The organism is Tabrizicola sp. (assembly GCF_041913445.1).
Lineage (GTDB): Bacteria > Pseudomonadota > Alphaproteobacteria > Rhodobacterales > Rhodobacteraceae > Tabrizicola.
On record NZ_JAYSFG010000010.1, the window covers coordinates 49600 to 75190 of the forward strand.

Annotated in this window: 28 protein-coding genes; 20 read left to right on the top strand and 8 right to left on the bottom strand. The window is 65.9% G+C overall.

Translation table 11 applies throughout. The features are described from left to right. Positions 1-30: 30 nt before the first annotated feature. A complete protein-coding gene (locus ACE3Q6_RS12865) occupies positions 31-237 on the bottom strand; it encodes a cold-shock protein (RefSeq protein ID WP_023665438.1) in 207 nt (68 codons plus the stop codon). A gap of 353 nt (positions 238-590) precedes the next feature. Between ACE3Q6_RS12865 and ACE3Q6_RS12870 the strand changes: the two genes are divergently transcribed. The 12 genes from ACE3Q6_RS12870 (at position 591) to ACE3Q6_RS12925 (ending at position 11030) form a co-directional block, all read left to right on the top strand. Beyond that, positions 591-1181, top strand: coding sequence for a d(CMP) kinase (locus ACE3Q6_RS12870; protein WP_374432863.1), 591 nt, complete (start codon positions 591-593; stop codon positions 1179-1181). A 37-nt stretch (positions 1182-1218) separates the two neighbouring features. Then, entirely contained in the window at positions 1219-2082 is an 864-nt protein-coding gene (locus ACE3Q6_RS12875) for a YihY/virulence factor BrkB family protein (RefSeq protein WP_374432865.1), read from the top strand. 166 nt (positions 2083-2248) lie between these two features. Continuing rightward, a complete protein-coding gene (gene rpsA, locus ACE3Q6_RS12880) occupies positions 2249-3928 on the top strand; it encodes a 30S ribosomal protein S1 (RefSeq protein ID WP_374432868.1) in 1680 nt (559 codons plus the stop codon). A 174-nt stretch (positions 3929-4102) separates the two neighbouring features. Then, positions 4103-5152, top strand: a complete 1050-nt coding sequence (locus tag ACE3Q6_RS12885; RefSeq protein WP_374432872.1) for a TerC/Alx family metal homeostasis membrane protein — start codon at positions 4103-4105, stop codon at positions 5150-5152. A gap of 175 nt (positions 5153-5327) precedes the next feature. Further along, positions 5328-5609, top strand: a complete 282-nt coding sequence (gene ihfB, locus ACE3Q6_RS12890; protein ID WP_294983597.1) for an integration host factor subunit beta — start codon at positions 5328-5330, stop codon at positions 5607-5609. 67 nt (positions 5610-5676) lie between these two features. Continuing rightward, positions 5677-6030, top strand: a complete 354-nt coding sequence (locus tag ACE3Q6_RS12895) for a LapA family protein (protein ID WP_374432877.1) — start codon at positions 5677-5679, stop codon at positions 6028-6030. Then, on the top strand, positions 6030-6668 hold the full coding sequence (locus tag ACE3Q6_RS12900) for a phosphoribosylanthranilate isomerase (RefSeq protein ID WP_374432879.1): 639 nt from the start codon (positions 6030-6032) through the stop codon (positions 6666-6668). Before ACE3Q6_RS12895 ends, ACE3Q6_RS12900 begins: the two co-directional genes overlap by 1 nt. A gap of 6 nt (positions 6669-6674) precedes the next feature. Beyond that, positions 6675-7826, top strand: a complete 1152-nt coding sequence (locus ACE3Q6_RS12905; protein WP_374432882.1) for an MFS transporter — start codon at positions 6675-6677, stop codon at positions 7824-7826. A 60-nt stretch (positions 7827-7886) separates the two neighbouring features. Beyond that, positions 7887-9119, top strand: a complete 1233-nt coding sequence (gene trpB, locus ACE3Q6_RS12910) for a tryptophan synthase subunit beta (RefSeq protein ID WP_374432884.1) — start codon at positions 7887-7889, stop codon at positions 9117-9119. A gap of 298 nt (positions 9120-9417) precedes the next feature. After that, positions 9418-9921: a PepSY domain-containing protein gene (locus ACE3Q6_RS12915; RefSeq protein WP_374432887.1), complete on the top strand. Its 504-nt coding sequence runs from the start codon at positions 9418-9420 to the stop codon at positions 9919-9921. A gap of 89 nt (positions 9922-10010) precedes the next feature. Then, positions 10011-10460 carry a hypothetical protein gene (locus ACE3Q6_RS12920; RefSeq protein ID WP_374432888.1) on the top strand — a complete coding sequence of 150 codons (450 nt, stop codon included), beginning with the start codon at positions 10011-10013 and terminating at the stop codon, positions 10458-10460. 33 nt (positions 10461-10493) lie between these two features. Next, the gene (locus tag ACE3Q6_RS12925) at positions 10494-11030 is read left to right on the top strand and encodes a helix-turn-helix transcriptional regulator (protein ID WP_374432890.1); all 537 of its coding nucleotides are present in this window, start codon (positions 10494-10496) and stop codon (positions 11028-11030) included. Here the strand turns inward: ACE3Q6_RS12925 and ACE3Q6_RS12930 are convergent. After that, entirely contained in the window at positions 11019-11411 is a 393-nt protein-coding gene (locus ACE3Q6_RS12930) for a group III truncated hemoglobin (RefSeq protein WP_374432893.1), read from the bottom strand. The genes ACE3Q6_RS12925 and ACE3Q6_RS12930 overlap by 12 nt on opposite strands. A 39-nt stretch (positions 11412-11450) precedes the next feature. Then, positions 11451-11819 carry a DUF2237 family protein gene (locus ACE3Q6_RS12935; protein WP_374432895.1) on the bottom strand — a complete coding sequence of 123 codons (369 nt, stop codon included), beginning with the start codon at positions 11817-11819 and terminating at the stop codon, positions 11451-11453. Between the two features lie 500 nt (positions 11820-12319). On the opposite strand from ACE3Q6_RS12935, the gene ileS reads away from it, so the two are divergent. Further along, on the top strand, positions 12320-15238 hold the full coding sequence (gene ileS, locus ACE3Q6_RS12940; protein ID WP_374432897.1) for an isoleucine--tRNA ligase: 2919 nt from the start codon (positions 12320-12322) through the stop codon (positions 15236-15238). Positions 15239-15294: 56 nt separating this feature from the next. Here ileS and ACE3Q6_RS12945 read toward each other — a convergent pair whose 3' ends face one another. Beyond that, a complete protein-coding gene (locus ACE3Q6_RS12945; RefSeq protein ID WP_374432900.1) occupies positions 15295-15510 on the bottom strand; it encodes a hypothetical protein in 216 nt (71 codons plus the stop codon). Between the two features lie 102 nt (positions 15511-15612). On the opposite strand from ACE3Q6_RS12945, the gene ACE3Q6_RS12950 reads away from it, so the two are divergent. The 4 genes from ACE3Q6_RS12950 to ACE3Q6_RS12965 all read left to right on the top strand — a co-directional run bounded on the left by ACE3Q6_RS12950 (position 15613) and on the right by ACE3Q6_RS12965 (position 18083). Beyond that, on the top strand, positions 15613-16485 hold the full coding sequence (locus ACE3Q6_RS12950) for a LysR family transcriptional regulator (RefSeq protein ID WP_374432902.1): 873 nt from the start codon (positions 15613-15615) through the stop codon (positions 16483-16485). Beyond that, on the top strand, positions 16482-16928 hold the full coding sequence (locus tag ACE3Q6_RS12955; protein ID WP_374432905.1) for a methylated-DNA--[protein]-cysteine S-methyltransferase: 447 nt from the start codon (positions 16482-16484) through the stop codon (positions 16926-16928). Before ACE3Q6_RS12950 ends, ACE3Q6_RS12955 begins: the two co-directional genes overlap by 4 nt. 8 nt (positions 16929-16936) lie before the next feature. Further along, positions 16937-17152 carry a DUF3253 domain-containing protein gene (locus ACE3Q6_RS12960; protein WP_374432907.1) on the top strand — a complete coding sequence of 72 codons (216 nt, stop codon included), beginning with the start codon at positions 16937-16939 and terminating at the stop codon, positions 17150-17152. A gap of 94 nt (positions 17153-17246) precedes the next feature. Continuing rightward, complete coding sequence (locus tag ACE3Q6_RS12965; RefSeq protein WP_374432909.1) at positions 17247-18083, top strand: EamA family transporter; 837 nt, start codon at positions 17247-17249, stop codon at positions 18081-18083. A 55-nt stretch (positions 18084-18138) separates the two neighbouring features. Here the strand turns inward: ACE3Q6_RS12965 and ACE3Q6_RS12970 are convergent, their stop codons facing one another. From ACE3Q6_RS12970 to fsa, 4 genes are all read right to left on the bottom strand, one after another. Then, a complete protein-coding gene (locus ACE3Q6_RS12970; protein ID WP_374432912.1) occupies positions 18139-18843 on the bottom strand; it encodes a phosphatidylcholine/phosphatidylserine synthase in 705 nt (234 codons plus the stop codon). Positions 18844-18890: 47 nt separating this feature from the next. Further along, entirely contained in the window at positions 18891-19823 is a 933-nt protein-coding gene (locus tag ACE3Q6_RS12975) for a tyrosine recombinase XerC (protein WP_374432914.1), read from the bottom strand. Beyond that, the gene (locus tag ACE3Q6_RS12980; RefSeq protein ID WP_374432917.1) at positions 19811-20509 is read right to left on the bottom strand and encodes a DUF484 family protein; all 699 of its coding nucleotides are present in this window, start codon (positions 20507-20509) and stop codon (positions 19811-19813) included. The genes ACE3Q6_RS12975 and ACE3Q6_RS12980 overlap by 13 nt, the downstream gene beginning before the upstream one ends. Positions 20510-20818: 309 nt before the next feature. After that, positions 20819-21472, bottom strand: coding sequence for a fructose-6-phosphate aldolase (gene fsa / locus ACE3Q6_RS12985; protein ID WP_374432919.1), 654 nt, complete (start codon positions 21470-21472; stop codon positions 20819-20821). Between the two features lie 79 nt (positions 21473-21551). On the opposite strand from fsa, the gene ACE3Q6_RS12990 reads away from it, so the two are divergent. From ACE3Q6_RS12990 to ACE3Q6_RS13000, 3 genes are all read left to right on the top strand, one after another. Continuing rightward, positions 21552-23762 (top strand): primosomal protein N', encoded by a 2211-nt coding sequence (locus tag ACE3Q6_RS12990; RefSeq protein WP_374432922.1) that lies wholly within the window; start codon positions 21552-21554, stop codon positions 23760-23762. 51 nt (positions 23763-23813) lie between these two features. Then, positions 23814-24395: an imm11 family protein gene (locus ACE3Q6_RS12995; RefSeq protein ID WP_374432924.1), complete on the top strand. Its 582-nt coding sequence runs from the start codon at positions 23814-23816 to the stop codon at positions 24393-24395. Positions 24396-24678: 283 nt separating this feature from the next. After that, on the top strand, positions 24679-25440 hold the full coding sequence (locus tag ACE3Q6_RS13000; protein WP_374432928.1) for an imm11 family protein: 762 nt from the start codon (positions 24679-24681) through the stop codon (positions 25438-25440). The last annotated feature ends 151 nt before the right edge of the window (positions 25441-25591 follow it).

The following is a 25591-nucleotide window of genomic DNA, read 5'->3' on the forward strand; positions in this document are numbered from 1 at the left end:
GGCGCGAACCCGGACCGCCCCCGGATTGGCTTACGCCAGCGCCAGGTTGGTCGCGCTTTCGCGGCCGTCACGACCGGCTTCGATGTCGAAGGTCACGGCCTGGCCGTCCTTCAGGCCACGCAGGCCAGCACGCTCAAGCGCGGTGATGTGGACGAACACGTCCTTCTTCCCGCCTTCCGGCGCGATGAAACCATAACCCTTGGTTTCGTTGAACCATTTCACGGTGCCCTTGGCCATCGTGAAGTCTCCTGTCAAAGTACCGCCCGCGGAATGCAGCGGCTTGGCCCCGTCAGCTTGTAGTCGATTGCTGTGGCCGATGGTCGGAGACAGTGGTCGAAAAGATAACGTCGCAGCCGTGAAGATAAGGAAACCGCGGTGCGAATCCAAGCGGAAATCGCCGAAAATGCTTGTGTCGGCAGACTGCAGACAAGGCTTTTCAAGGGTTTGTCGCCCATTGACGGGCTGAGAGATGCCAACGCGACGACCTTCGCCCCTGTAGTCGAGGCCGCCAGATGCAGAAATCGCTTCCCGCTTTGCGCATTTCCTCTTAGGTGGCCTGTGGCATCCGAGGGGCGGGCGCAAGGGCAAAGATGATCTTCACGGTGGCAATCGACGGGCCGGCTGCGGCGGGGAAGGGCACGATCAGCCGTGCCGTCGCGCAGCATTTCGGTTTCCGTCATCTGGATACGGGGCTTCTCTACCGCGCGGTGGGGGTCAAGGGCGGCGACCCGGTTGCGGCGGCGCGGGACCTAGGTCCTGCGGATCTGGCGCGGGACGACCTTCGCACGCTGGAGGCAGGGCAGGCGGCGAGCCGGGTCGCGGCCTTGCCCGAAGTGCGGGCAGCGCTGGTGGAGTTCCAGCGTCGGTTCGCCCGGTCCGAGGGCGGGGCGGTCCTGGACGGCCGCGACATCGGCACCGTGATCTGCCCCGAGGCGGAGGTGAAGCTTTATGTCACCGCGACCCCGGAAGTCCGCGCGCATCGCCGCTGGCTGGAGCTTGGCGGCGACGAGGCGCGCGTCCTGGCCGAGGTGAAGGAGCGCGATGCGCGCGACATGGGGCGCCAGGATGCCCCGTTGAAACCCGCCGAGGATGCGGTGCTGATCGATACCTCGGACCTGGACATCGACGCTGCGGTGGCGGCAGCGGTTACGGTGGTGAAGGCGCGGCTGGCCGGAACTTGATAGCGCCTGGCGGGTTTCCCTGAAAAGGAGCCTGCCGATGCCGACGCCGATCCGATCCCTGGCCGATCTTTGGGACTTTCTTCGCGATGTGAAGGACGAGATCCTCCGCGACCGTGTTCTGGCCGTCTCGGGTGGGGTGACGTTCTATGCGCTTCTGGCCATCGTGCCGGCGATCACCGCGCTGATCTCGGTCTTCGGACTGGTCCTCGACCCGGCCGACGTGCCCAGATTGCTGGACCCCGTGACCTCGGTCCTGCCCGAAGAGGCTTCGACGCTGATCACCGACCAGGCCACGCGGATTTCGGGCAAGGCCAATGACACGCTGTCCCTGACCGCGCTGGTCGCGCTGGTCATCGCGCTCTGGTCGGCCAATGGCGGCACCAAGGCGCTGATCGAGGCACTGGGGATCGCCTATGATGTAAAGGAAACGCGGGGGTTCGTGCAGCTGAACCTCGTGGCGCTGGCCTTCACCCTGGGGGCGATTGCGCTGGTGATCGTGCTGGGCGCCCTGGTGGCGGCGCTGCCCTTCCTGGTCGACCAGCTTGGCCCGGTCGGCGAGTCGCTGCTGCTTGCGCTGCGCTGGCCGGTGATGCTGGCGCTGCTTCTGGGGGTGCTGGCGGCGATCTACTACTGGGCGCCGGACCGGCCGGATGCCGAATGGGCCTGGATCACCCCGGGTGCCGTCGTGGCGGCGATCGGCCTGATCCTCGCCTCGGCCGGTCTGGGCTGGTACGTGACGAATTTCGGCAGCTATGACGAGACCTATGGCTCGCTGGCCGCCGTGGTGGTGCTGATGCTGTGGATCTGGCTGTCGACCGTGATGGTGCTGGTCGGTGCCGAGATCAATGCCGAGCTGGATCGGCGGACGGCACGGCGGCGGGGGAGTGTCCCGGCGGTGTAGGCCGGGTTTTCCTTGCCAGGGCCCGGTGATGGGGCTATAGGCCCCGCATCCTGAAAGGACTCACGTCCGCCGGTTTTCCGGCCGGTCGTGTATTTTCGTTCGGGGCCAAGACCGGCGGAGCCAACCGCATGGCCAGTGAAAACACGTGAAAAGGAAACTGATCTATATGTGCGCTAAAGCAAGCATGGAAGACTTCGAAGCCCTTCTGAAGGAGAGCTTCGAGATCGACACCCCCGAAGAGGGCACTGTCGTCAAAGGCAAGGTCATCGCCATCGAGGCGGGCCAGGCCATCATCGATGTCGGCTACAAGATGGAAGGCCGCATCGACCTCAAGGAATTCGCGAACCCCGGCGAGCAGCCCAACATCAACGTGGGCGACACCGTCGAGGTCTACCTGGACCGCGTCGAGAACGCCCGTGGTGAGGCTCAGATCTCCCGCGAGAAAGCTCGCCGCGAAGAAGCCTGGGACCGTCTGGAAAAGGCCTATGCCGCCGAGCAGCGCGTCGATGGCGCGATCTTCGGTCGCGTCAAGGGCGGCTTCACGGTCGACCTGGGTGGCGCAGTCGCCTTCCTTCCCGGTTCGCAGGTCGACGTCCGCCCGGTGCGTGACGCTGGCCCGCTGATGGGCATGAAGCAGCCGTTCCAGATCCTGAAGATGGACCGTCGCCGCGGCAACATCGTTGTCTCGCGCCGCGCGATCCTGGAAGAGTCGCGTGCCGAACAGCGCGCCGAAGTCATCGGCAACCTGACCGAAGGTCAAGTCGTCGACGGCGTGGTCAAGAACATCACCGAATACGGTGCCTTCGTTGACCTCGGCGGTGTGGACGGCCTCTTGCACGTCACCGACATGGCCTGGCGCCGCGTCAACCACCCGTCGGAAATCCTGTCGATCGGCGAGACCGTCAAGGTTCAGGTCATCAAGATCAACAAGGAAACCCACCGCATCAGCCTGGGCATGAAGCAGCTCCAGTCCGATCCGTGGGATGCCGTCGAGAAGATGTATGCGATCGGCACGGTCCACAAAGGCCGCGTCACGAACATCACCGACTACGGCGCCTTCGTGGAGCTGGAAGCCGGCGTCGAGGGCCTGGTTCACGTCTCGGAAATGTCCTGGACCAAGAAGAACGTGCACCCCGGCAAGATCGTCTCGACCTCTCAGGAAGTCGACGTCATGGTGCTGGAAATCGACAGCGCCAAGCGTCGCGTTTCGCTTGGCCTGAAGCAGACCCAGCGCAACCCGTGGGAAGTCTTTGCGGAAACCCACCCGGTCGGGTCGGCGATCGAAGGCGAAGTCAAGAACATCACCGAATTCGGTCTGTTCGTCGGCCTCGACAACGACATCGACGGGATGGTGCACCTCTCGGACCTGTCCTGGGACCAGCGCGGCGAGGAAGCCATCCAGAACTACCGCAAGGGCGACACGGTCAAGGCCGCCGTCACCGAAGTGGACGTCGAGAAAGAGCGTATCTCGCTCTCGATCAAGGCTCTGGGCGACGACACCTTCACCGATGCGGTTGACGGCGTGAAGCGCGGCGCGGTGATCACCGTGACCGTGACCGCGATCGAGGAAGGCGGGATCGAGGTGGAATACAACGGCGCCAAGTCGTTCATTCGCCGCTCGGACCTGGCCCGCGACCGTGCCGACCAGCGCCCCGAGCGCTTCCAGGTGGGCGACCACGTCGACGTCCGCGTGACCAACATCGACCCGAAGACCCGCAAGCTGGGCCTGTCGATCAAGGCGCGCGAGATCGCCGAAGAGAAGGAAGCAGTCGAACAGTATGGCTCGTCCGATTCGGGCGCCTCGCTGGGCGACATCCTGGGCGCGGCCCTGAAGGACCGCGGCTAAGGCTCCGCGACAAACGGAAGCAGCGGCCCCGCCACAAGCGGGGCCGTTTGCATTTGGGGGTTGAACCCCTGCCCATGCTTCCTATCTCGGGCGCGTCCGGGCCCCTCTGGCGCAGCCGTTCCGGCAGGCGCGCGATGTCGGACATCGCAAAAGCGCGCCGGGTATGGGGTCTTCATGGAGTTTCTTGCAGCCTTGTGGCTGGGCATGCCGGTCTGGGTGTGGCTGGTCTTCATCTTCGTCGTTCTGGCGCTTCTGGTCTTGGACCTGGGGGTCCTGAACCGCGAGGCGCACGAGATCGGAGTGGCCGAAAGCCTGAAGCTGTCGACACTGTACATCGGGCTTGGCCTGGCCTGGTCCGTCGCGGTCTATTTCATCTACCTGACCTACGGGAACGCGGGCGCCATCGATCCGCAGATCGCCGGGGCCGCCACGCCCGAAGACCGGGCTTGGACGGCGGTGCAGCTGTATCTGACCGGCTACCTTGTCGAGAAGACGCTGGCGATGGACAACGTGTTCATCATCTCGATGATCTTCGCCTATTTCGCCGTGCCGCGCATGTACCAGCACAGGGTGCTGTTCTGGGGCATCCTGGGGGTGATCGTGCTGCGCGCGATCATGATCGGCCTGGGTGCGGCCCTGGTCATGCAGTTTTCCTGGATCATGTATTTCTTCGCCGTGATCCTGATCCTGACCGGGATCAAGATGGTCTGGATGATGGACGCCAAGCCCGACATCGCCAACAACCCGGTTCTGAAGTTCCTGAAGAAGCGGATGCGGGTCACCGACGACCTGCACGGTCAGTCCTTCTTCGTGAAGGCACCCGACCCGGCCACGGGCAAGCTGGTGCGCTTTGCCACGCCGCTGTTCCTGTGTCTGATCCTGGTCGAGGTTGCGGACCTGGTCTTCGCCATCGACAGCGTGCCGGCGATCTTCGCCATCACGCCCGACCCGTTCATCGTCTACACCTCGAACATCTTCGCGATCCTGGGCCTGCGGGCGCTGTACTTCGCGCTGGCCGCGATGGTGCACCGGTTCCACTATCTGAAATACGCCCTGGCGATGGTGCTGGTCTTCATCGGCGCGAAGATCTTCCTGGGCGACCTGATCTGGGACGGCAAGGTGCCCGCCTCGCTGAGCCTGTCGGTGACCCTGGTGCTTCTGATGGGCGGTGTGCTCTTCTCGCTGTGGAAGACGCGCGGCGGCGCGAAGGGCGAGCATGGCTGACCCTTGGGCAGCGCAGGGTTGAAAAAGCTGGTCCCGCCCGCGGCGGGACCGGTTGCATTTGCCGGGAAGGCTTCCGGTTTTTGTTTGCCCGAACACAAATCCTGTCGCTATAGTCGTGCGAGAACAACAGCGTGGCGGTCGCCTGCCAGGGACCGAACCACAGGGGGGACTACGGATGATCCGTTCGGAACTGATCCAGAAGATCGCGGATGAGAATCCGCATTTGACCCAGCGTCACGTCGAGCGGATCGTCAACACGGTCTTCGAGGAAATCATCGAGGCCTTGGCCAAGGGCGACCGGGTCGAGTTGCGGGGCTTCGGTGCCTTCTCGGTCAAGGCCCGCGACGCGCGTGTGGGGCGCAACCCCCGCACGGGCGAGGCGGTGAAGGTCGACGACAAGAAGGTGCCGTTCTTCAAGACCGGCAAGCTTCTGCGCGACCGTCTGAACGGCAAGTAACCCCCCTTTGCCTTGCGCCCGGTCGGGATCGGACCGATAGTGCACCCGAACCCCTGGGGGCGCTGACATGATCCGTTATCTTCGCATTCTCCTGCTGGTGCTTCTGGGCCTGGCGCTGCTGACCGTCGCCTTGGCCAACCGCGCGCCGGTTTCGGTCCGGCTGCTTCCGGATGACCTGGCGGCGCTGACCGGGCTGACCTGGGCGATGGAGCTGCCGCTGTTCCTGGTGATCTTCGCGGGCATCATCGCGGGCGTGCTGATCGGCTTCGTCTGGGAATGGTTCCGCGAATACGGCCACCGCGCCACCGCCAGCCAGAAATCGCGTGAGGTCGCCCGGCTGGAGCGGGAGCTGGCGGTGCTGAAGGATTCCACCTCGGTCCCTCCGAAGGACGAGGTCCTGGCGCTGCTGGAAAAGCGTTGATGGGCGACGTCAGGGTCAAGATCTGCGGGCTGAAGACGCCCGAGGACGTCGCTGCCGTGGCCAAGGCCGGGGCCGCCTATGCCGGGTTCAACTTCTTCCTGAAGTCGCCGCGCTATGTGACGCCCGCCGAGGCGCACAAGCTTGCGCTGGCTGCACCGGACGGGTTGTGCAAGGTGGCTCTGGTGGTGGATGCCGATGACGCGACGCTGGACGCGATCGTGGCCGAAGTTCCCCTGGACATGCTGCAGTTGCACGGCCACGAGACCCCGGCCCGGGTGGCCGAGATCAAGGCACGCTACGGTCTGCCGGTGATGAAGGTGATCGGCGTGGCCGAGGAGGCGGACCTTGCATCTCTCCTCGACTATCAGCTGGTGTCGGACCAGATCCTGGTGGATGCGAAGGCCCCCAAGGGCGCAGTGCTGCCGGGGGGCAACGGGCTGACCTTCGACTGGCGGCTTCTGGTCGGGCGCAAGTGGCTGAAGCCCTGGATGCTGGCCGGGGGGCTGACGCCCGACAACGTGGCCCAGGCGATCCAGCGCACCGGCGCGCGGCAGGTCGATGTGGCCAGCGGCGTGGAAAGCGCGCCGGGGATGAAGGATGGGGGCAAGATCGCCGCCTTCGTCGCGGCGGCGGGCTGATCCATCTTGGGCTACTTCTCGAACCGCAGCTTCAACCTGGTCTATGTCCATGCCGGCCTGCAGGCCTTTGCCTCCTATGGCGGCGAGGCCTTTGCCTTCGTCTACCTGCTGAAAGAGGGGATCCCGGCGCCGCTGGTGCTTCTGGCCATCGGGGCGATGTTCGGCAGCCGGATGATCTTTCGCCAGCTTGTCCTGCCCCTGGTCCGCCGCGTCGGCCTGCGCCGCGCGCTGGTGGTGGCGATCCTGGCCGAGGCGGCGACCTACCCGATCCTGTCGCAGATCACCGGGACAGGCTGGCTTCTGTTCGCCTACCTGGCCTTGTGGGCATTCAGCAGCTCGCTTTACTGGACGACCTACCATTCCTACGTCGCGCTGATGGGCGACACCCATGCACGCGGCAAGCAGACCAGTGCGATCGAGCTGATCGGGATGGGCATGGGCATCCTGGCCCCGGCGGTGACGGGGCTTCTGCTGACCGCCTTTTCGCCCGAGGTCGCCTTCGGCACGGTCGCGGTGGCGATGGCGCTGTCGACGGTGCCGGTGCTTCTGGGGCCGGAGCTGGCGGTTGCGGACAAGGCCGAGATGCCGCGCGAGGCGCAGGTGGCGGCGCGGACGATCCTGTTCGCCGATGGGCTTCGCAGCGGGTCGTTCCACTTCACCTGGCTGATCGCGCTGTTCCTGACGCTCGGCTCGAACTACGCGGCCTTCGGAGGTGCGATGGCCTTGAGCGGGCTGGTGGGGGCCGTCGGCGGGCTGTTCCTGGGCCGGGCCATCGACCTTGGGCGTGGTCTTGGCGCGGCACAGATCGGCTTTGCGGCCCTGGGCGTCGCGGCCTTGGCGCGGCTTTTCGGCTGGCCGGTCCCAGTCCTTGCGGTCGCCGCCAATGCCGCGGCGGCGCTGGCCTGGCCGCTTTACGCCACAGCCTTCAACGCCCGCGTCTACAACCTGGCCCGCCAGTCGCCATGCCCCTTGCGGTTCCACATCGTCGCCGAGGGCGGCTGGGACCTTGGCACTTGCCTCTCGTGCCTGGCCGGGGCGGCGCTTCTGTACCTGGGCTTCGACTTCTACCTGCCCCTGGCCATTGGCGTGCTCGCCTGCGGCCTGGGCTACCTGACGATTGCCCGCACCTTCCGCGCGGCACCTCAACCGGCGCAGTGAGGCCTTTCCCAAGCAGCCTTTGGGCGCTACATCGGGGGGAACGGACAAAGGGGACGGATCATGGCCGAGGACGGGTTGAACAGCTTCATGACGGGACCGGACGAGGCGGGGCGCTTTGGCCTCTTCGGCGGGCGGTTCGTGTCGGAAACCCTGATGCCGCTGATCCTGGAGCTGGAAGAGCGCTACAACCACGCCAAGACCGACCCGACCTTCTGGGCCGAGATGGACGATCTGTGGAAGCACTACGTCGGTCGGCCCTCGCCCCTCTACTTCGCGCCGCGGCTGACCGAGCACCTGGGCGGTGCCAAGGTCTACATGAAGCGCGACGAGCTGAACCACACGGGCGCGCACAAGATCAACAACGTGCTGGGCCAGATCATCCTGGCGCGGCGGATGGGCAAGACCCGGATCATCGCGGAAACCGGCGCGGGCCAGCACGGGGTGGCGACGGCGACGGTCTGCGCGAAGTTCGGACTGAAATGCGTCGTCTACATGGGCGCGCATGACGTCGAACGCCAGGCGCCGAACGTGTTCCGCATGAAGCTCCTCGGCGCCGAGGTGATCCCGGTGACCAGCGGTCGCGGCACGCTGAAGGACGCGATGAACGACGCACTGCGGGATTGGGTGACCAACGTCCGCGACACCTTCTACTGCATCGGCACGGTGGCCGGACCGCATCCCTATCCGGCGATGGTGCGCGACTTCCAGTCGATCATCGGCAAGGAAGTCCGCTGGCAGCTGGCCGAGCAGGAAGGCGAGGGCCGCCTGCCGGACGTCGTGGTCGCGGCCATCGGCGGCGGCTCGAACGCGATGGGCCTCTTCTACCCCTTCCTCGACGACAAGTCGGTGCGGATCGTGGGCGTCGAAGCGGGCGGCAAGGGCGTCGATGACCGGATGGAGCATTGCGCCTCGCTCACCGGCGGGCGTCCGGGCGTGCTGCACGGCAACCGGACCTACCTTCTGCAGGACACGGACGGGCAGATCCTGGAAGGCTTCTCGATCAGCGCGGGCCTCGACTATCCGGGCATCGGCCCGGAACATGCCTGGCTGCATGACGTGGGCCGGGCGGAATATGTCAGCATCACGGACGCCGAGGCGCTGGAGGCCTTCCAGCTCTGCTGCAAGCTGGAGGGAATCATCCCGGCGCTCGAGCCGTCGCACGCCCTGGCGCAGGTGATGAAGCTGGCCCCGACCCTGCCCAAGGACCAGATCATCGTGATGAACATGTGTGGCCGGGGAGACAAGGACATCTTCACCGTGGCCAAGCACCTTGGCGTGCAGATGAAGGTCTGACGCGACCTAAACTTCCGGCAGAAACCGGCCCGTGGCTCCCCCGCCGCGGGCCGTTTCCTTTGCGCGATTCGGGGCCGCGTACCGCCTGCCGCTGCACCGGCCCAGGACACTCGCGCCCTTCTCCCCCGGAATTCCCCTAAACCTGGGTTTATTCCCCCAAACCGTCGGCCTAGGCCCCCTCGTCTAAACCGCCGTGCAATGGCAAGAGGGTCCGGGGTGCGGCTTCATCCTCCCCATGCTCTCGACGGTGGTCATGCGGCCCCTGGACGAGCTGGAACCGCAAACCGAGGAGACAGTGATGAAGCTGAGAACCAAACTTCTGACCTACACCGCCGCGCTGGCCCTGACCGCCGGCGCCGCCTTCGCCGCGATCGATGGCAACAAGCTTGCCGAAGATTACCTGGCCAAGGGCTTCACCTTCGTGGAGGTGAAGGTCGGCCTGACGCAGACCAAGGTCGAAGCGATCAAGAATGGTCGCCAGGTTGAAGTCATCTACAGCAATGCGACCGGCGAGATCATCAAGCAGGAAGAAGAGGCGGCCGATGCCGACGATGCGAACCGCACCGGCTCGCAGGTGCGCACGGTCAACCGCGACTTCGAGGACGGCGACGATGACGACGATCACGGGCCGGATCATGACGACGATGATGACGACGATGATGATGACGATGACTCGAGCCACGGTTCGGACCATGACGACGATGATGATGACGACGACGATGACGATGACTCGAGCCATGGCTCGGGCCATGACGACGATGATGACGACGATGACGATGATGACGACGACGATGACAACTGAGGTCGGCCTCTGACCTGCGTTGCGGGCCCCGGTCTTGCCGGGGCCCAAGCCATGTCGCATAGTCGATCTGAACCTGGATGGGGTGGAACATGAAACGCCGGGCGTTTCTTTCCGGGCTGGTGGCGGGTGTCGCGCTTGCGGGACCCGCTTTGGCGCAAGGGCTGGTGGACGATATCGTCGGCCAGTTGCGGCGGCAGGGCTTCCGCTCGGTCGTGACTGAACGCACGCTTCTGGGACGGGTGCGGATCGTCGCGTCCCGCGCGGACGGATCGCGTGAGATCATCGTCAATCCCAGGACGGGCGAGATCCTGCGCGACCTCTGGAGCCCGAAATCCGGTGGCAAGGGCAACGTCGAGATCATCGAGGACAACTCCGGCAAGGGGAGCGGCGGCAGCGGGCACGACGACGACGATGACGACGACGACGATGACCACAGTGGAAAAGGCGGCGGCGACAATAGCGGTAGTGGTGGCAGCAGTGGTAGCGGTGGCGGCGACGACAGTGACGATGACGACGACGACGATGATGATGACGACTGACCCTGAACCGGCGGAAGTTGCTAAGGCCCTGCTGTGAGGCGTGCCGCTCCCTTCATCGCGATCTTCGTGATCCAGGCGCTTTGTGCGTTCTTCTTCGTATCCGATATCCTGTCGTCCTTCTTCGGATTCCAGACCACCCCGATCAGCTGGGAGATGCGCGAGCTTCTGGAGATCGGGGCTGCCTTCGGCCTGATCCTGGGCGTCGTGATCGGCGGCATGATGCTGCGCCGCGCGCTGCGCGAACGGCACAAGGCCGAGGAACAGCTGCGTCGCGCCTCGGGGGCCTTCATGGACCTGCTCGAGGAACGGTTCGCGGAATGGGGCCTGACCCCGTCCGAGAAGGATGTGGCGCTGTTCGCGATCAAGGGGATGTCGACGTCCGAGATCGCGTCGCTCAGGTCGACGTCCGAGGGCACGGTGAAGGCGCAGACGAATGCGATCTACCGCAAGGCCGGGGTCAGCGGGCGGTCGCAGCTTCTGTCGCTGTTCATCGAGGACCTGATGCGCGACGATGGCGCCGTTCGACCGATGCCCCAGGCCGCAGCCGGGGCCGTCGTTTCAGCGAAGTGAGGGCGGCGCGCCGTCGGCGCCCTGCATCCCGAACATCAGGCCCCGACCGATCCGGTGGGCCAGGAGCGACCAGGCGCCAGCCGTTTCGGGCGGAAGTTCCAGCCGGAGCACCCTGTCGAAGAGCCCGAGCCAGACGTCGAACATGCCCATCCGGACATTCCCGGCCGCGCGGTGGACCGCCAGCGGGTTCCCCTCATAGCTGCGTTCGTGCAGGATCGCGTTCTTCCAGAAGCGGATGATCTTCGCCTCGTGCGCGGGCCAGTCCTGCACATGTGCGGCGAAGACCGGGCCAAGGCCGGGATGTTCGCGGATGCAGGCGTAGAAGGTCGCCACGACGCGCGCGATCTGGTCTTCGGTGATGGCGAAGCGGGGCGGGACCATGCGCCACGTTTGCGCTGGCGGGGGGCGGAGTCCAGCCGGTCAGTCGGTGGCGTATTGCCGCAGGATGTCGATGGGCACGATCTCGAGCGTCGCCTGGTGCGTTGCGGCAAGGCGGACCTTGGGGGCCGCGCCTTCCTCGTGCGCCTGAAGGAAGCGGGCGGCGCAGAGGCACCACTGGTCGCCGGGCTTCAGGCCCTGGAAACCGTATTCGGGCCGCGGGGTGGAGAGGTCGTTGCCGAGGTATTTCGACAGGGCAAGGAACTCGGCCGTCATGAGCGCGCAGACGGTGTGGAGGCCACGGTCGAGCGGGCCGGTGTTGCAGCAGCCGTCCCGGAAGAAGCCTGTGACCGGGTCGGTCGAGCATGACTCCAGAGGCGCGCCGAGAACGTTGAGGGACGGAAATTTCATGGGATCAGATTGGCAGGTCGGCCTGGGCCTGTCCAGCCGTGTCCACGCAGGACGAAGAGGTCCAGTTGAATGAAATCATGGGCTTGGCTGTGGCCGTTCAGGAAAGGTTTACCCTGTCGCCCCCGGGGCGGATCGCGCGCTTGGTCCAAGGGCGTTCCGGGTTGGCCAGTCCCCAGCTTCTCCTTGGCGCGGGGAGGTTTTCAGATTGAGCGCTGACGCGCGAGCCTTTTGTCTCGTCGTCGGGGCTTGACGCCCTCCTCCTCGGCGGATGGGGGCGCTTCGCCCCCCAAACCCCCCGAGGATATTTGCTGCCAGGTGAAAGGCATTTGCTCGGGCTGGACCCTTGATGGGCCTTTGTCTATAAGGCCGCCCATGCAGATGTGGTGGATTCATCCGGCGCGAATTACTTGCCCGGCGGGCTGAGGCCCGGCCGGGTTCGTCGTCTTGCCGCTGGCCCTGTCCGGGCCGACCTGCCCCTGATCCTTTGAGGTTCCCCTCCCATGTGCGCCGATACCGCCGCTCCCGTCGACTACCGTGACACCGTCTTCCTGCCCGAGACCGCCTTCCCGATGCGGGCGGGCCTGCCCCAGCGCGAGCCGGAATGGCTGGCGCGGTGGGAGCGGATCGGGGTCTATGACCGGCTGCGGGAGAACGCCAAGGGCCGGGCGCCCTTCGTGCTGCACGATGGCCCCCCGTATGCCAATGGGCACCTGCACATCGGCCATGCGCTGAACAAGGTCTTGAAGGACATGGTGGTGCGGTCGCAGCAGATGATGGGCCGCGATGCGCGGTACGTGCCGGGCTGGGACTGTCATGGCCTGCCGATCGAGTGGAAGATCGAGGAGCAATACCGCGCCAAGGGGCTGAACAAGGACGACGTGGACACGGTCGCCTTCCGTCAGGAGTGCCGCAAGTTCGCCGAGGGCTGGATCGACGTCCAGCGCGAGGAGTTCAAGCGTCTTGGGGTGACGGGGAAGTGGGACCGTCCGTACCTGACGATGGACTATCACGCGGAGGCCGTGATCGCGGACGAGTTCATGACCTTCCTGATGAACGGGACGCTCTACCAGGGGTCGAAGCCGGTGATGTGGTCTCCGGTCGAGAAGACCGCCTTGGCCGAGGCGGAGGTGGAGTATCACGACCATACCAGCCATCAGGTCTGGGTGCGGTTCCGCGTGATCCATGGGGATGCGCTGTTCACCAAGACGCCGACGGACGTGGTGATCTGGACGACGACGCCTTGGACTATCCCGCAGAACCGGGCGGTGGCCTTCGGGCCGGAGATCGCCTACGGACTCTATGAGGTCATCGGGCGGCCGGAGGACAGCAGCGCGACCATCGGGCATCGCGTGATCGTCGCCGACAAGCTGGCAGATGCGGTGTTCGGGCAGGCCAAGCTCGTCGGGCCGGAGATGGTTCGGCGTCTGGGCGATGTCTCGGCAGCTGACCTGAAGGGCATGGTCATGGCGCACCCGTTCCGGGGTGTCGAGGGTGGCGAGGGCGAGTGGGACTATGACGTCCCGATGCTGCCCGGGGATCATGTCACCGACGATGCGGGGACGGGCTTCGTGCATACGGCCCCCAGCCACGGCGATGACGACTATCAGCTGGGCGTGAAGTTCGGGCTGCCGATGACCTACAACGTCGAGGCGGATGGGTCGTATCGGGCCAACCTGCCCTTGTTCGGCGGGCAGCACATCATCACTCCGGACGGCAAGGAGGGGCCGGCGAATGTGTCGGTCATCAAGCAGCTGGCCTATTCGGGGGCGCTGTTCGCCAAGGCGAAGCTGAAGCATTCCTATCCGCATTCCTGGCGGTCCAAGGCGCCGGTCATCTACCGCAACACGCCGCAGTGGTTCGTGGCGATCGACCGGGCGCTGGACGACGGGATGTCGACCTATGGCGACACGATCCGCAAACGGGCGCTGAATTCGATCAATCAGCTGGTGGAGTGGACGCCCTCCACCGGGCGCAACCGGCTGCATTCTATGATCGAGGCACGGCCGGATTGGGTGCTGAGCCGCCAGCGCGCCTGGGGCGTGCCGCTGACCTGCTTCGTGAAGAAGGGGGCTCTGCCGACGGACGCGGACTTCCTTCTGAAGAACGCCGAGGTCAACGCGCGGATCAAGGCGGCGTTCGAGGCCGAGGGCGCGGATGTTTGGTATGTGCAAGGATTCAAGGAGCGGGTGCTCGACGGCATCGTGAATCCGCAGGATTATGAACAGGTCTATGACGTGCTGGACGTCTGGTTCGACTCTGGCTCGACCCACGCCTTCGTGTTGCGCGACCGAGAGGACGGCAGCCCGGACGGGCTGGCGGACCTCTACCTGGAAGGCACCGACCAGCATCGCGGGTGGTTCCATTCCTCGATGCTGCAGGCCTGCGGGACCAAGGGGCGGGCGCCGTACAGGGGCGTGCTGACGCACGGGTTCACGCTGGACGAGAAGGGCATGAAGATGTCCAAGTCGCTTGGCAATACCGTGGCCCCGCAGGAGGTAATCGGCGAATACGGGGCCGACATCCTGCGGCTTTGGGTGGCGCAGTCGGACTACACGGTGGACCTGCGCATCGGGAAGGAGATCCTGAAAGGGGTCGCCGACAGCTATCGCCGGCTGCGGAACACCATGCGCTACATGCTGGGTGCGCTGGCCGGGTTCACCGAGGCGGAGCGGGTGGACTATGCCGACATGCCGGAAGGCGAACGGTTCATCCTGCACCGGCTGGCCGAACTCGACGCCGAGGTGCGCGAGGGCTATGCGAAGTACGACTTCCAGGGCGTGTTCCAGAAGCTGTTCACCTTCTGCACCACGGACCTCTCGGCGGTCTATTTCGACATCCGCAAGGACAGCCTCTACTGCGACCCGGCGGACAGCCTGACCCGGCGGTCCTGCCGGACGGTGATGGACATCCTGTTCCACCGGCTGACCACCTGGCTGGCCCCGGTCCTGGTCTTCACGATGGAGGAGGTCTGGCTGGAGCGGTTCCCGGGCGAGGAAAGCTCGGTCCACCTGGTCGACTTCCCCGAGACGCCGAAGGCCTGGCTGGACCCGACGCTGGCCGCGAAGTGGGACAAGGTGCGCGAGGTTCGGCGCGTGGTGACGGGCGCACTGGAGGTGCAGCGGACGGCCAAGGTGATCGGGTCGAGCCTGGAGGCCGCGCCGACAGTCTTCGTGACGCCCGTGATGATGCAGCTTCTGGAGACGGTGAAGTTCGAGGAGCTCTGCATCACCTCGTGCATCTGGCTGTCGACCAAGCCCGCGCCGGAGGATGCCTTCCGACTGGCCGACGTGCCCGAAGTGGCGGTGCAGTTCGAACCCGCGAAGGGCCAGAAGTGCGAACGCTGCTGGAAGGTCCTGCCGGACGTGGGCACGCACAAGCACCCCGGCACCTGCCAGCGCTGCAACGACGCCCTGGGCTGAGACGGAAGAAGCCGGGAAAAATCTTCGCCGAGGGTGGGATCACCCCCGGCGAAGAGTCAGGCCAGACCGCCTACGGGGAGACCGCGGGGCGTTGGCGTCGAACGGAAGCGCATCAGCTTTTCCTGGGCATCGGTCAGGCCGAGGCCCATGTGCAGATCCTGCAGGTCTTCGCGCGAGAGCCCGATGTCGTCCAGAAGGTGATCATCGGCGCGTTCCAGCAGGAACGCGGTCGACCGGCGCAGCTGCAGAAGGGCGATGAAACGGGCGAACATTTTGACTCTCCTTGTCTTGCAACCCCAGAGATAGTTGCCGGTTTGACATTTCACAAACGAATAGGTTTCATGGGTTCTATTGATGCGGCTCATGGGTGGACCATGCCGACCCCGCTTGAAAGCGACCTGATGCGCAGTTTCCTTGCCGTGGCCGACAGCGGCTCGGTGACGGCGGCTGCGGCGCGGCTGCTGCGGACGCAATCGGCGGTAAGCCTGCAGATCAAGCGCCTGGAGGAAAGCCTGGGCCAGCCCCTGTTCGACCGCCTGGCGCGGGGCGTGGTGCTGACCCCGCGCGGCGAGCAACTGGTGCCCTATGCGCGCCGGGTGGTGGCGCTTCTGGACGAGGCGGCGGTCGCGTTGCGGGAGAAGCCGCTGGTCGGGCCGGTGCGGGTCGGCATCCCGGACGAATATTCCGGCACAGTCCTGCCACGCGTCCTTGCCGCCTTCGACGAGCGGCAGGAGGGGGTGCAGGTCTCGGTCCGGGTCGACCATTCGGCCGCACAGATCGCGGCGCTCGAGGCGGACGAGATCGACCTCGCGGTGATCTACGACTGGGAATATGTCCAGGAGGGGGAGATCCTTGGCATCGATCCCACGGTCTGGGTGACCTCGGTGACCCATGCCCAGCATTTGCGGCGGCCGGTGCCGGTGGCGCTTTACTTCCAGTCGGTCTGGAGCCGGGACTACGTCGAACTGTCGCTGAACCGGCTGGGGATCGACTGGCGCGCGGCCTGGGCCTGCGACATGGCGGGCGGCTTTCGGGTCGCGGTGATGAACGGCATGGCCATCGCGCCCCTGTCACGGAGCACGATTCCGGCGGGGTGCCGGGAGTTGACAGCGCAGGACGGCTTTCCCATCGTCGACAATGCGCGCGTGGTGCTGCGCCGGAACCCGCGAGGAAGCTCTCCGGCGGTGGAGGGGATGGCGGACATCCTGCGAACGGCCTTCGCCCCGTTGCGAGCGGGGGACCCATGATCCGGGCCGGCATGACGGGACCCTTCGGCCCTGTGACGCTGGTCGAGCAGGATGGGCGCCTGGTCGGGTTGGAATGGCGGTTGCCAGAGGAGCCGGGGCAAAGCGACCTTCTGACCGAGGCGCTGGCGCAGCTGGCGGACTATTTTGCCGGACGGCTGCGGCGGTTCGACCTGCCGCTGGACTGGGGCACGGGGCTGAACGCCGATGTGCGGCGGGCCATGGCCGCGATCCCCTGGGGGGAGACCCGCACCTATGGCGAGATCGCGAGGGCGGTTGGCGCTCCGGCCCAGGCGGTGGGGCAGGCTTGCGGGGCCAATCCCTTGCCGATCCTCATCCCGTGCCACCGCGTCACCGGGACGGGCTGGTTCGGCGGCTTCTCCGCCCCCGGCGGGGTCGAGACCAAGGCGCTGCTCTTGCGGCACGAAGGGGCGCTGCTGATATGACTGACCGGGTGCGCGCAGCGATAATGGACCTTGCGCTGCAGAGGGGGCGCGGGAAGTCGCTCTGCCCCTCGGAAGTGGCGAAGGCGCTGTCGCCCGACTGGCGGCCCCTGATGCCGGAGGTGCGCCGGGTGGCGGCGGACATCGCCGAGATCGTCGCGACGCAGAACGGCGTCGAGGTGGACCCCAGGACCGCCCGTGGCCCGATCCGCCTGCGGCTGCGCTGATGCGCGGGTAGGGTGGGCATATCGCCCACCCACCGCTTGCGCGCGGGCCGCCGGAGGCATAGGCCTGCGGTAACAGTTCCATGACAGGTGCACTTTGAGCCTTGGCATCTTCCTGGCCGTCCTTGGTGCGGCCTTCCTCCATGCGCTCTGGAATGCGCTGATCAAGATGGGGACCTCGAAGGTCGGCGGGATGGTGATCCTGTCGGTCGTCGAGGTGCCGATCGGGCTGACCGTCGTGGCCTTCTCTCCGCCCATCGACCCGGCGGCGATCCCTTGGGTGATTGCGGCGGGCTGCACGCATTTCGCCTACAAGTTCTTCCTGACCTATGCCTACGACCGGGGCGACCTTTCCCGCGTCTACCCGATCGCACGGGGCGCCGCACCGATGATCGTGGCGCTGGTCGGCGCGGCCTTCCTGGCCGATGCCGTGACCCACCAGGAATACATCGGCATCGCGGTTCTGGCGGCGGGCATCCTGTTGATGGCGCGCGGCGTCTTTACCAGCGGAGAGGACCGCAAGCTCCTGCCCTTCGCGCTGGGCTCCGCATGCGCCACGGCGACCTATACGCTGATCGACGGGCTCGGCGCGCGGGTCTCGGGGTCTCCGGCGGCCTACGTGGCCTGGGTCTTTGTCGCGGACGGGGTGTTCTTCACCCTGGGGATGCTGGCGCTGAGGGGCTGGAACGTGATCCCGCGGAACTGGCAGGCCTGGCGGGTGGGGTCTTTCGCCTCGGCGGCCAGCTACGGGGCCTATGCGGTGTCGATCTGGGCGATGACCTCGGCACCGATCGCCGTGGTGGCAGCCTTGCGCGAGACGTCGATCCTTTTCGCGGTGCTGATCGGCTGGCTGGTCTTTGGCGAACGGATGACCGCGGAAAAGGCCGTCGCGGCGGTGATCATCGTTGCCGGAGTGATGCTGACGCGGCTTTGAGGCCCAAATTTCTTAAGCAAGAAATTTGTCAAAATCCTTGCTCAAGGATTTTGGGTCACCGGACCCGGCGGATGCCTTCGGGGACGATCTGCTGCACGATCCCGGCCAGAAGCAGGTACAGCGAGGTCAGCACCAGAAGCCATTTTGCCACCGGCCCCTCGTTGAAATCCCACCAGGCGGCCCAGGCCGCAAGAGCGATCCAGGCGACGCAGACGGCGATCGAGATCTCGTACCAGCGGCTGGTGCGGACCGGGTGGATGAACTTGAGATTGGTGAACATGGTCACGGTCAGCAGGATCACGACCAGAAGGATGATGGCCTCGCCGGGCTTGGTCGCGAAGAGGACCAGGACGACCATGTTCCAGCAGGCGGGAAAGCCGGCGAAGCTTTTGTCCTTGGTCTTCATCCGCGTGTCGGCGAAGTAGATCACGGACCCGTAGCAGATCACGATGATGGCAAGCCAGCCGGTCCAGCCGGGCAAGAGGCCGGATTGGAAGAGGGCGAAGGCCGGGATGAAAACATAGGTCAGGTAGTCGACGATCAGGTCCATCAGGACCCCGTCATAGGTCGGCCAGTTCTTGTGGACCTCGAACTTGCGCGCCAGCGGGCCGTCGATCCCGTCGACGATCAGCGCCGCGACCAGCCAGAGGAACATCAGGCTCCATTCCCCCTTCACGGCGGCGAGCATCGCGAACATCGCCAGCACCGCGCCGGTGGCGGTGAGGAGATGCACGGAGAGGGCTTTCAGTCTTGGGCTCATTTGGGTTCTTGATGGCGGATTATGGCGCGGGGTGCAACAGGGCTACGTCAGGCGCGGGGGTGGGCTTTCTCGTAGACCTCCATCAGGCGGGCCGCGTCGACAGCGGTATAAGCCTGGGTGGTGGACAGCGAGGCATGGCCCAGAAGCTCCTGGATCGCGCGCAGGTCTCCGCCGGCGGACAGAAGGTGGGTGGCGAAACTGTGCCGAAGCGCATGGGGCGTGGCCGTCGCCGGCAGGCCGAGGCGCAGGCGCGCGCGCTCCATCGCGCCTTGGACCAGGCGGGGGTTGACCGGACCCCCCCGCGCGCCGCGGAAGAGGGGCTCTTCTGGCGCAAGCTCGAAGGGGCATTGGCGGACGTAGTGGGCCACGGCCTCGGCGGCGGCGGGAATGACCGGGACGGGGCGGGTCTTGCCGCCCTTGCCGGTGATGCGAAGCGTTGGCGGCAAGGGGTGGTCGGCCCCGGTCAGGGAAAGCGCCTCGCTGATCCGCAGGCCGAGGCCATAGAGCAGCGTGGCGATGGCGGTGTCGCGGGCGGCGATCCAATCCTCGCGCGCGTCCTGGCCGATCTCTGACAGGATGTCCCTGGCGCCGTCCTCGCTGAGCGGACGGGGAAGCTTGCGGCGGAACTTCGGCCCTCGGGCCGAGAGGACGATGGTGGCGTCGGTGCCGGTGCGGTCAGCGGCCCAGGCGGTGAAGCCCTTGACCGCCGACAGGGCGCGGGCGAGGGACCTTGGCGAGAGGCCGCGGGCGCGTTCGTCGGCCATCCAGGCGCGAAGGTCGGTCTGGCTGGTGCGGGCGACGGCGGCGATTCCCTCGGCCCCGCCGCGGTGGGCGGAGAGGAATTTCAGGTAGCGGGCGACGTCGCGGCGATAGGCCTCGAGCGTATTTCCTGCAGCCCCCTCAAGGGCTTGCAGCTGTGCCAGCCACTGCGCCAGCGCGGCCACGAGGGCCGGGGCAAGGAAGGGGTCTAGCCCAGCCACCGGCGCATCGACCGTTCGAAGACACCCGCGAAGAAGGCAAGGAGATCCGTGCCATGCGTGGATTTGAACTGGGTCGGATCCTCGGAGGCGAAGACCAGCATCCCGGGCAGTCGGCCCGGGCCGAGGTCGAGTTTCATAAGGGCTTCGGACTGGAGGTCCTCGGCCCTGTCGCCGTAAAGGTCAACTGCCAGCGCGGTCGTCGAGCGAAGCACGATCTGCCGGCCGGAACCGCTGCGGCCGTTGGTCAGGTAGTGTCCCACGAAGCCCGCAGGAGCCACCTGCAGCACGTCGCCGAGGCGGAGGAGGGTGGGGTCGGTCTCGCCGTCCTCCTGCAGGGTTTCAAGGACCAGGCGGACCATGTCGACGCGCAGGGTTTGCGCGACCTCGGTGGTCAAGGCCTTGATGAAGCTTTCGAAATTCGTGGGCTCAAGCAGCTGCAGCACGGCCCGGTGGACCTGGTTGGTGCCCGCCAGGTTCTCGTAGGCGGCCGCGATGACCGAGCGGTGCGTGTCCTCCAGCCGGTCGAGGCGGCTTTCCAGCCGCTGCATGGCTATGCCGCGGAGGTCGACGATGTTGGCGCCGAGGCTGCGGTCGTTGGCGGCGACGAGGGCGTTCATCACGTCGCGGTCTTCAAGGATGCGCTCGGGCTCGGCAAGGATCCGGTCGCGAAGGTCGGGTTCGATCATGGCGGGCCAGTTTCCGGAAGGATTACCGGGGACTATAGGCCGAAGCTCAGGCGGATGGCGACAGGTTTTCGCGGGCCTTGGTGGGGGATGGGGCAGGGATGCAACAGTGGGGGCTACAGGGCGTCTACTGCGCGCATTCATCCCATGCATACGCGATCCAGGGTCGGGCGTTGGGAGTGGTTCCCCGCCTGCGCAGGGATGACAGGGGGTCTGGGGTGACAGGGGTGCAGGGTGTTTGGGGCCGGTGCCCCCCACCCCCGTCCCCTCCCCACGGAGGGGGAGGGGAGCCGCTTGGGGCTGGCGGTGGTCTTACAGGATCTTCTGGCCCGTCTTCGCCCAGTCGGCGTTGAACTGGTCCAGCCCCTTGTCGGTCAGCACGTGGCTCGCCAGCGCCTTGATCACGGCCGGGGGGGCGGTGACGACGTCGGCGCCGATCATCGCGCAGTCCTTGACGTGGTTGGCGCTCCGGATCGAGGCCGCAAGGATCTGGGTCTTGAAGTCGTAGTTGTCATAGATCGTGCGGATGTCGCCGATCAGGTCGAGGCCGTCGAGGTTGATGTCGTCCAGCCGCCCGATGAAGGGCGAGATGAAGGTCGCCCCCGCCTTGGCGGCGATCAGCGCCTGGTTGGCCGAGAAGCAGAGGGTGACGTTGACCATGAAGCCCTCGCCCGAGAGGACCTTGCAGGTCTTGAGGCCGTCCCAGGTCAGCGGGACCTTGACGGCGATGTTCGGGGCGATGGCGGCGAGCTTGCGGCCCTCGGCGATCATGTCTTCGGCCTTGAGCGCCACCACTTCGGCCGAGACGGGGCCCTGGACGAAGGAGCAGATTTCCTTGGTGACTTCCAGGATGTTGCGGCCTGATTTCAGGATCAGGGACGGGTTCGTGGTGACGCCGTCGACCATGCCGAGGTCATGCAGCTCGCGGATGGCGTCGACGTCGGCGGTGTCGATGAAGAATTTCATGGGGTCCTCCGTAGGCGGTTGCGGGGGGCGCAAGCCGGGGGTTGAATGCTCTCGGGGCGCGGTTTAGCCCAAACGGCGGGTGAGCGAAAGGTTTCAGGTGGCGGACCGGGTCTATCAGGCGGGCGATCTGGTTGGCGTCCTGACGACAGAGCCGTTGGGGCGGGTCCTCGACTATCGCGCGCCGGAGGGGGGCTGCGGGGACGGGGATTTCGTCGAGGTGCCGCTGGGGCCGCGGCGCGTGTTGGGGGTCGTCTGGGGGCCGGGGGACGGGCGGTGGGACCCGGCGAAGGTGCGGTCCGTGGGGCGCGTGCTGGACGCGCGGCCGATGCGGGGGGAGCTGCGGGCGTTTCTTAGTCGCGCCGCAGAGTACACGCTGACGCCTCTGCCTGCGATGCTGCGGCTGGCGACGCGGGCGCCGGGGCTGGGGGAGCCTGCGTCGGTGCGGCGGGTGTATCGCTTGGCGGGGCCGGTGCCGAACCAGTTGACCGAGGCGCGGCATCGGGTGGTGGAGGCGTTGCGGGAGTTCCGGGGGGCTCCGGTGACGCTGGGCGAGCTGGTGGAGGCGGCGGGGTGTGGCGCCTCGGTGGTGAAGGGGCTGGTGAAGCTGGGGGTGGTGGCAGAGGAGGATGCGCCGCGGGATGTGCCCTATCCGAGGTTGCGCGCTGATGCGGGGATGCGGCTGGCGGGGGACCAGGTGGCGGCGGGGGACGCCTTGGTCGCCGACGTGGCGCGGGGGGGGTATGCGGCGACGCTCTTGAAGGGGGTGACGGGGTCGGGGAAGACCGAGGTCTACCTGGAGGCGGTGGCGGAGTGTCTTCGTGCCGGTCGCCAGGCGTTGGTCTTGTTGCCGGAGATCGCGCTGACAGCGGAGTTCCTGACGCGGGTGGAGGCGCGGTTCGGCGCAAGGCCGGCCGAGTGGCATTCGGGCGTGACGATGACCGAGCGGCGGCGGTTGTGGCGGATGGTGTCCGAAGGCGGGGCGGAACTGGTGGTGGGCGCGCGGTCGGCGCTGTTCCTGCCGTTCCAGGACCTCGGCCTGATCGTCGTCGATGAGGAGCATGACACGTCCTACAAGCAGGAGGACGGGGTTCTATACAACGCGCGGGACATGGCGGTCTTGCGGGCGGCGATCTGCGGGTGCCCGGTGGTGCTGGCCTCGGCCACGCCGTCGCTGGAGACCTGGGCCAATGTCGAGGCGGGGAAGTATCGGCGGCTGGATCTGGGGTCCCGCTTCGGCGCGGCGGAGATGCCGGAGATGCGGGCCATCGACATGCGGGCCGAGAAGCTGCCGGGAGATCGGTGGATTTCGGAGACCCTGGCCGGGAAGGTTTCCGCGGTCGTGGCGCGGGGGGAGCAGGCGCTGCTGTTCCTGAACCGCCGGGGGTTCGCTCCGGTGACCTTGTGTCGGGCCTGCGGGCATCAGGTGGGCTGCGACCAGTGCGACGCGCGGATGGTGGAGCACCGGTTCCAGAAGCGGCTCGTCTGCCACCAGTGCGGGGCAACGAAGCCGGTGCCGGTGGCGTGCCCCGCCTGTGGTGTGGAGGGCCGGATGGCCGCCGTTGGGCCGGGGGTGGAGCGGCTGGCCGAGGAGGTGGCGGCGCGGTTTCCGGACGCAAGGGTGGCGGTGCTCTCGTCGGACCTGTTCGGCTCGGCCCGCGCCTTGAAGGAGAAGATCGCCGAGATTTCCGGGGGCGGGGCGGACATCATCATCGGCACGCAGATCGTGGCGAAGGGGCACAACTTTCCCCTGCTGACGCTGGTGGGGGTGATCGACGCGGACCTCGGGCTGCAGGGGTCGGACCTGCGGGCGGCGGAGCGGACCTTCCAGCTGATGCGACAGGTCGCGGGGCGCGCGGGGCGGACGGCAGAGCGGAAGGGGGAGGCCTGGCTCCAGACCCACCAGCCGGAGCATCCGGTGATCCGCGCGATCCTTGGGGGCGATGAGGAGGCCTTCTGGCGGGCCGAGGCGGCGGAGCGTCGTGCGTCAGGGGTGCCGCCTTACGGGCGGATGGCGGGGATCATCCTGTCGTCCACGGATGTCGCGGAGGTGTTCGATTTCGGGTCCTTGCTGGCCCAGCGGTCGGAGCCCTTGCGGCGGATCGGGGCGGAGGTCTGGGGGCCTGCCCCGGCGCCGATTGCCCGGGTCCGGGGGCGGCATCGGGTGCGGCTTCTGGTGAAGGCGGAGAAGGGGGCTCCGCTTCAGGCGGCCCTGGCGGAGTGGCTGGCGGGGGTGAAGGTGCCGAGGGATTTGCGGCTGGCGGTGGATATCGATCCGCAGAGTTTTTTGTGACGAATTGCGGGCCGGTCCAGTGGGATCCATTGCAGTGGGGTAAAGAGTCGAATGCCATGGCATCTGAGCGAGCTTGGGCGGCGGGATGAGCCGAGCTGGTACTTTGAGGACGGGCAGAACCTGCCGCGTAGCCTGAGCAATCCCAAGAGTATTCCCGAACCGTCTGCCTGGCCCGTTAAGGTGCGCCTGCGCAAGCCGAGAAAGACGCTGCCGGATTACACGGTGGGTCCGTTCACCGGGATCATTGTCGTAAGCAAGACCTTCAAGGATCTGGTCGAAGCGTGGGACCCAGCAAATCACGTCTTCGTTCCGCTGGAAATCCGTCAACCCAACGGAACGCTTTGGGAGGGCGAAGACCGGTTCATTTTCAAGCTGGCAGAGTTCATTGATGGCGGCATCATTGTTGAAAAGTCCGATGTTGCAAAGGATTACCTGGATGGAGAACTGATAGGTTATGGTGCAACAAGCCAGGCCCCACGTCTCATGTGGAGTGCCGAAAGCATAAAAGGTCGGCATATCTGGGCAGACAAATTCTTTGCCAAGGGTCGAACCGTTTCTGACGAATTCTACGAAGAGCTGAAGAAGCAGAAGATCGGCAGTTTTCTTGCCATCGAAGGGCGGATTGAGGGGTGATGGACGGCACTGGGTGCGGTTGCTGGTGGCAGCGGAGAAGGGGCCCAGCTGGAGGGCGAAGTGCCCAGCCTTTGGCAAGAGCCAAGGTGGATGGGCTTTCAGCAGCCGGACCAGCGCTTTCGGGCCACGCTTCTAGCTACGGGGGATTTGCCGGTGGTGGTGGAGATTCGTCCGCAGAGTTTTTTGTGACGGGTGTTGGTTTACAGCGCCTTAGATTTGTGGATCGGTGAATTCAATGCGGCATGCTGAGACAGCGGCGGCTGTAGAAGGAAGAGGTGAGCAGTTGGTTTGGGCGATCCGCATCTCCACGGAGTTTAACGAATTCAGTCCCCAGGGTTACTACCGGGGATACAAGGAGGCTCTTGCTGCGCATTACGATGCCGAACCCAGGCCGGGGCTTACCCCGAAGCATCCGCCTGTCTTTGTCTTCAAGGACAAGCGTGAAGTGGATGGCGACGGCGTGCCGTACCGTACCTTCACGGACTATGCATATGACGTCAGTGAAAAGTTCCATGCGGAACTGGGCGTTCAGAGGCCGCATCATCCTCCGCTCGACCCGGTACAGCCGCATGAATGGCCCGCCGAGTACGTTTATAAACGCGCCTACAAGCGTGACGCTGCGATCGTGGAGTTTCCCAACCGCTCGTATGCGGTGACCGAGCCCCTGCGCGAGATCATCGAACGGCTGGAGCCGGGGGTGCACCTGTTCAACCCGATCCGCGTTCTACTGCCGAAGGGCGTTGAGCACCCGATCCAGCATCACATGATGGTGGTCGGGCGCTGGCTGAACGCGTTCCGGCTGGAAGAGAGCGATCCGTCTTGCATTCGCGACGCCGACACGGTTTCGCCGGCCGTGTACCTTGACGACAAACGGTCTTTTGCGGGTGTCGCCATGGCAGCATCCGAAATCGGCAGCGCGCATCTTTGGTGCGAAAGAGCGTTCCGCGGCGGAACCTTCTATGTCTCGGACGTGCTCAAGGCCGAGATCGACAAGGCCGGGCTGCGCTTGCCACCCACTTTCAAGATGAAGTCGGTAAACTTGTAGCCGCCGCCAGTGCAAAGCTGACAAGAAGTCCAACACCAGCCCATTATCAGTGAAAGCGCTCCGGGGACGGGCGGACCGCTACGCCAGCGATGCCGGGAGGATTGTGACCGGCACAAGCTTGGGGTTTGCCTCTGCTTCCGTTTTCGTTAAG

What these genes read in the sequence shown, in the direction of transcription:
- ACE3Q6_RS12865 (WP_023665438.1), bottom strand. Translation starts at nt 237, where the DNA reads ATGGCCAAGGGCACCGTGAAATGGTTCAACGAAACCAAGGGTTATGGT.
- ACE3Q6_RS12870 (WP_374432863.1), top strand. Translation starts at nt 591, where the DNA reads ATGATCTTCACGGTGGCAATCGACGGGCCGGCTGCGGCGGGGAAGGGC.
- ACE3Q6_RS12875 (WP_374432865.1), top strand. Translation starts at nt 1,219, where the DNA reads ATGCCGACGCCGATCCGATCCCTGGCCGATCTTTGGGACTTTCTTCGC.
- rpsA (WP_374432868.1), top strand. Translation starts at nt 2,249, where the DNA reads ATGTGCGCTAAAGCAAGCATGGAAGACTTCGAAGCCCTTCTGAAGGAG.
- ACE3Q6_RS12885 (WP_374432872.1), top strand. Translation starts at nt 4,103, where the DNA reads ATGGAGTTTCTTGCAGCCTTGTGGCTGGGCATGCCGGTCTGGGTGTGG.
- ihfB (WP_294983597.1), top strand. Translation starts at nt 5,328, where the DNA reads ATGATCCGTTCGGAACTGATCCAGAAGATCGCGGATGAGAATCCGCAT.
- ACE3Q6_RS12895 (WP_374432877.1), top strand. Translation starts at nt 5,677, where the DNA reads ATGATCCGTTATCTTCGCATTCTCCTGCTGGTGCTTCTGGGCCTGGCG.
- ACE3Q6_RS12900 (WP_374432879.1), top strand. Translation starts at nt 6,030, where the DNA reads ATGGGCGACGTCAGGGTCAAGATCTGCGGGCTGAAGACGCCCGAGGAC.
- trpB (WP_374432884.1), top strand. Translation starts at nt 7,887, where the DNA reads ATGGCCGAGGACGGGTTGAACAGCTTCATGACGGGACCGGACGAGGCG.
- ACE3Q6_RS12915 (WP_374432887.1), top strand. Translation starts at nt 9,418, where the DNA reads ATGAAGCTGAGAACCAAACTTCTGACCTACACCGCCGCGCTGGCCCTG.
- ACE3Q6_RS12920 (WP_374432888.1), top strand. Translation starts at nt 10,011, where the DNA reads ATGAAACGCCGGGCGTTTCTTTCCGGGCTGGTGGCGGGTGTCGCGCTT.
- ACE3Q6_RS12930 (WP_374432893.1), bottom strand. Translation starts at nt 11,411, where the DNA reads ATGGTCCCGCCCCGCTTCGCCATCACCGAAGACCAGATCGCGCGCGTC.
- ACE3Q6_RS12935 (WP_374432895.1), bottom strand. Translation starts at nt 11,819, where the DNA reads ATGAAATTTCCGTCCCTCAACGTTCTCGGCGCGCCTCTGGAGTCATGC.
- ileS (WP_374432897.1), top strand. Translation starts at nt 12,320, where the DNA reads ATGTGCGCCGATACCGCCGCTCCCGTCGACTACCGTGACACCGTCTTC.
- ACE3Q6_RS12945 (WP_374432900.1), bottom strand. Translation starts at nt 15,510, where the DNA reads ATGTTCGCCCGTTTCATCGCCCTTCTGCAGCTGCGCCGGTCGACCGCG.
- ACE3Q6_RS12950 (WP_374432902.1), top strand. Translation starts at nt 15,613, where the DNA reads ATGCCGACCCCGCTTGAAAGCGACCTGATGCGCAGTTTCCTTGCCGTG.
- ACE3Q6_RS12955 (WP_374432905.1), top strand. Translation starts at nt 16,482, where the DNA reads ATGATCCGGGCCGGCATGACGGGACCCTTCGGCCCTGTGACGCTGGTC.
- ACE3Q6_RS12970 (WP_374432912.1), bottom strand. Translation starts at nt 18,843, where the DNA reads ATGAGCCCAAGACTGAAAGCCCTCTCCGTGCATCTCCTCACCGCCACC.
- ACE3Q6_RS12980 (WP_374432917.1), bottom strand. Translation starts at nt 20,509, where the DNA reads ATGATCGAACCCGACCTTCGCGACCGGATCCTTGCCGAGCCCGAGCGC.
- fsa (WP_374432919.1), bottom strand. Translation starts at nt 21,472, where the DNA reads ATGAAATTCTTCATCGACACCGCCGACGTCGACGCCATCCGCGAGCTG.
- ACE3Q6_RS12995 (WP_374432924.1), top strand. Translation starts at nt 23,814, where the DNA reads ATGCCATGGCATCTGAGCGAGCTTGGGCGGCGGGATGAGCCGAGCTGG.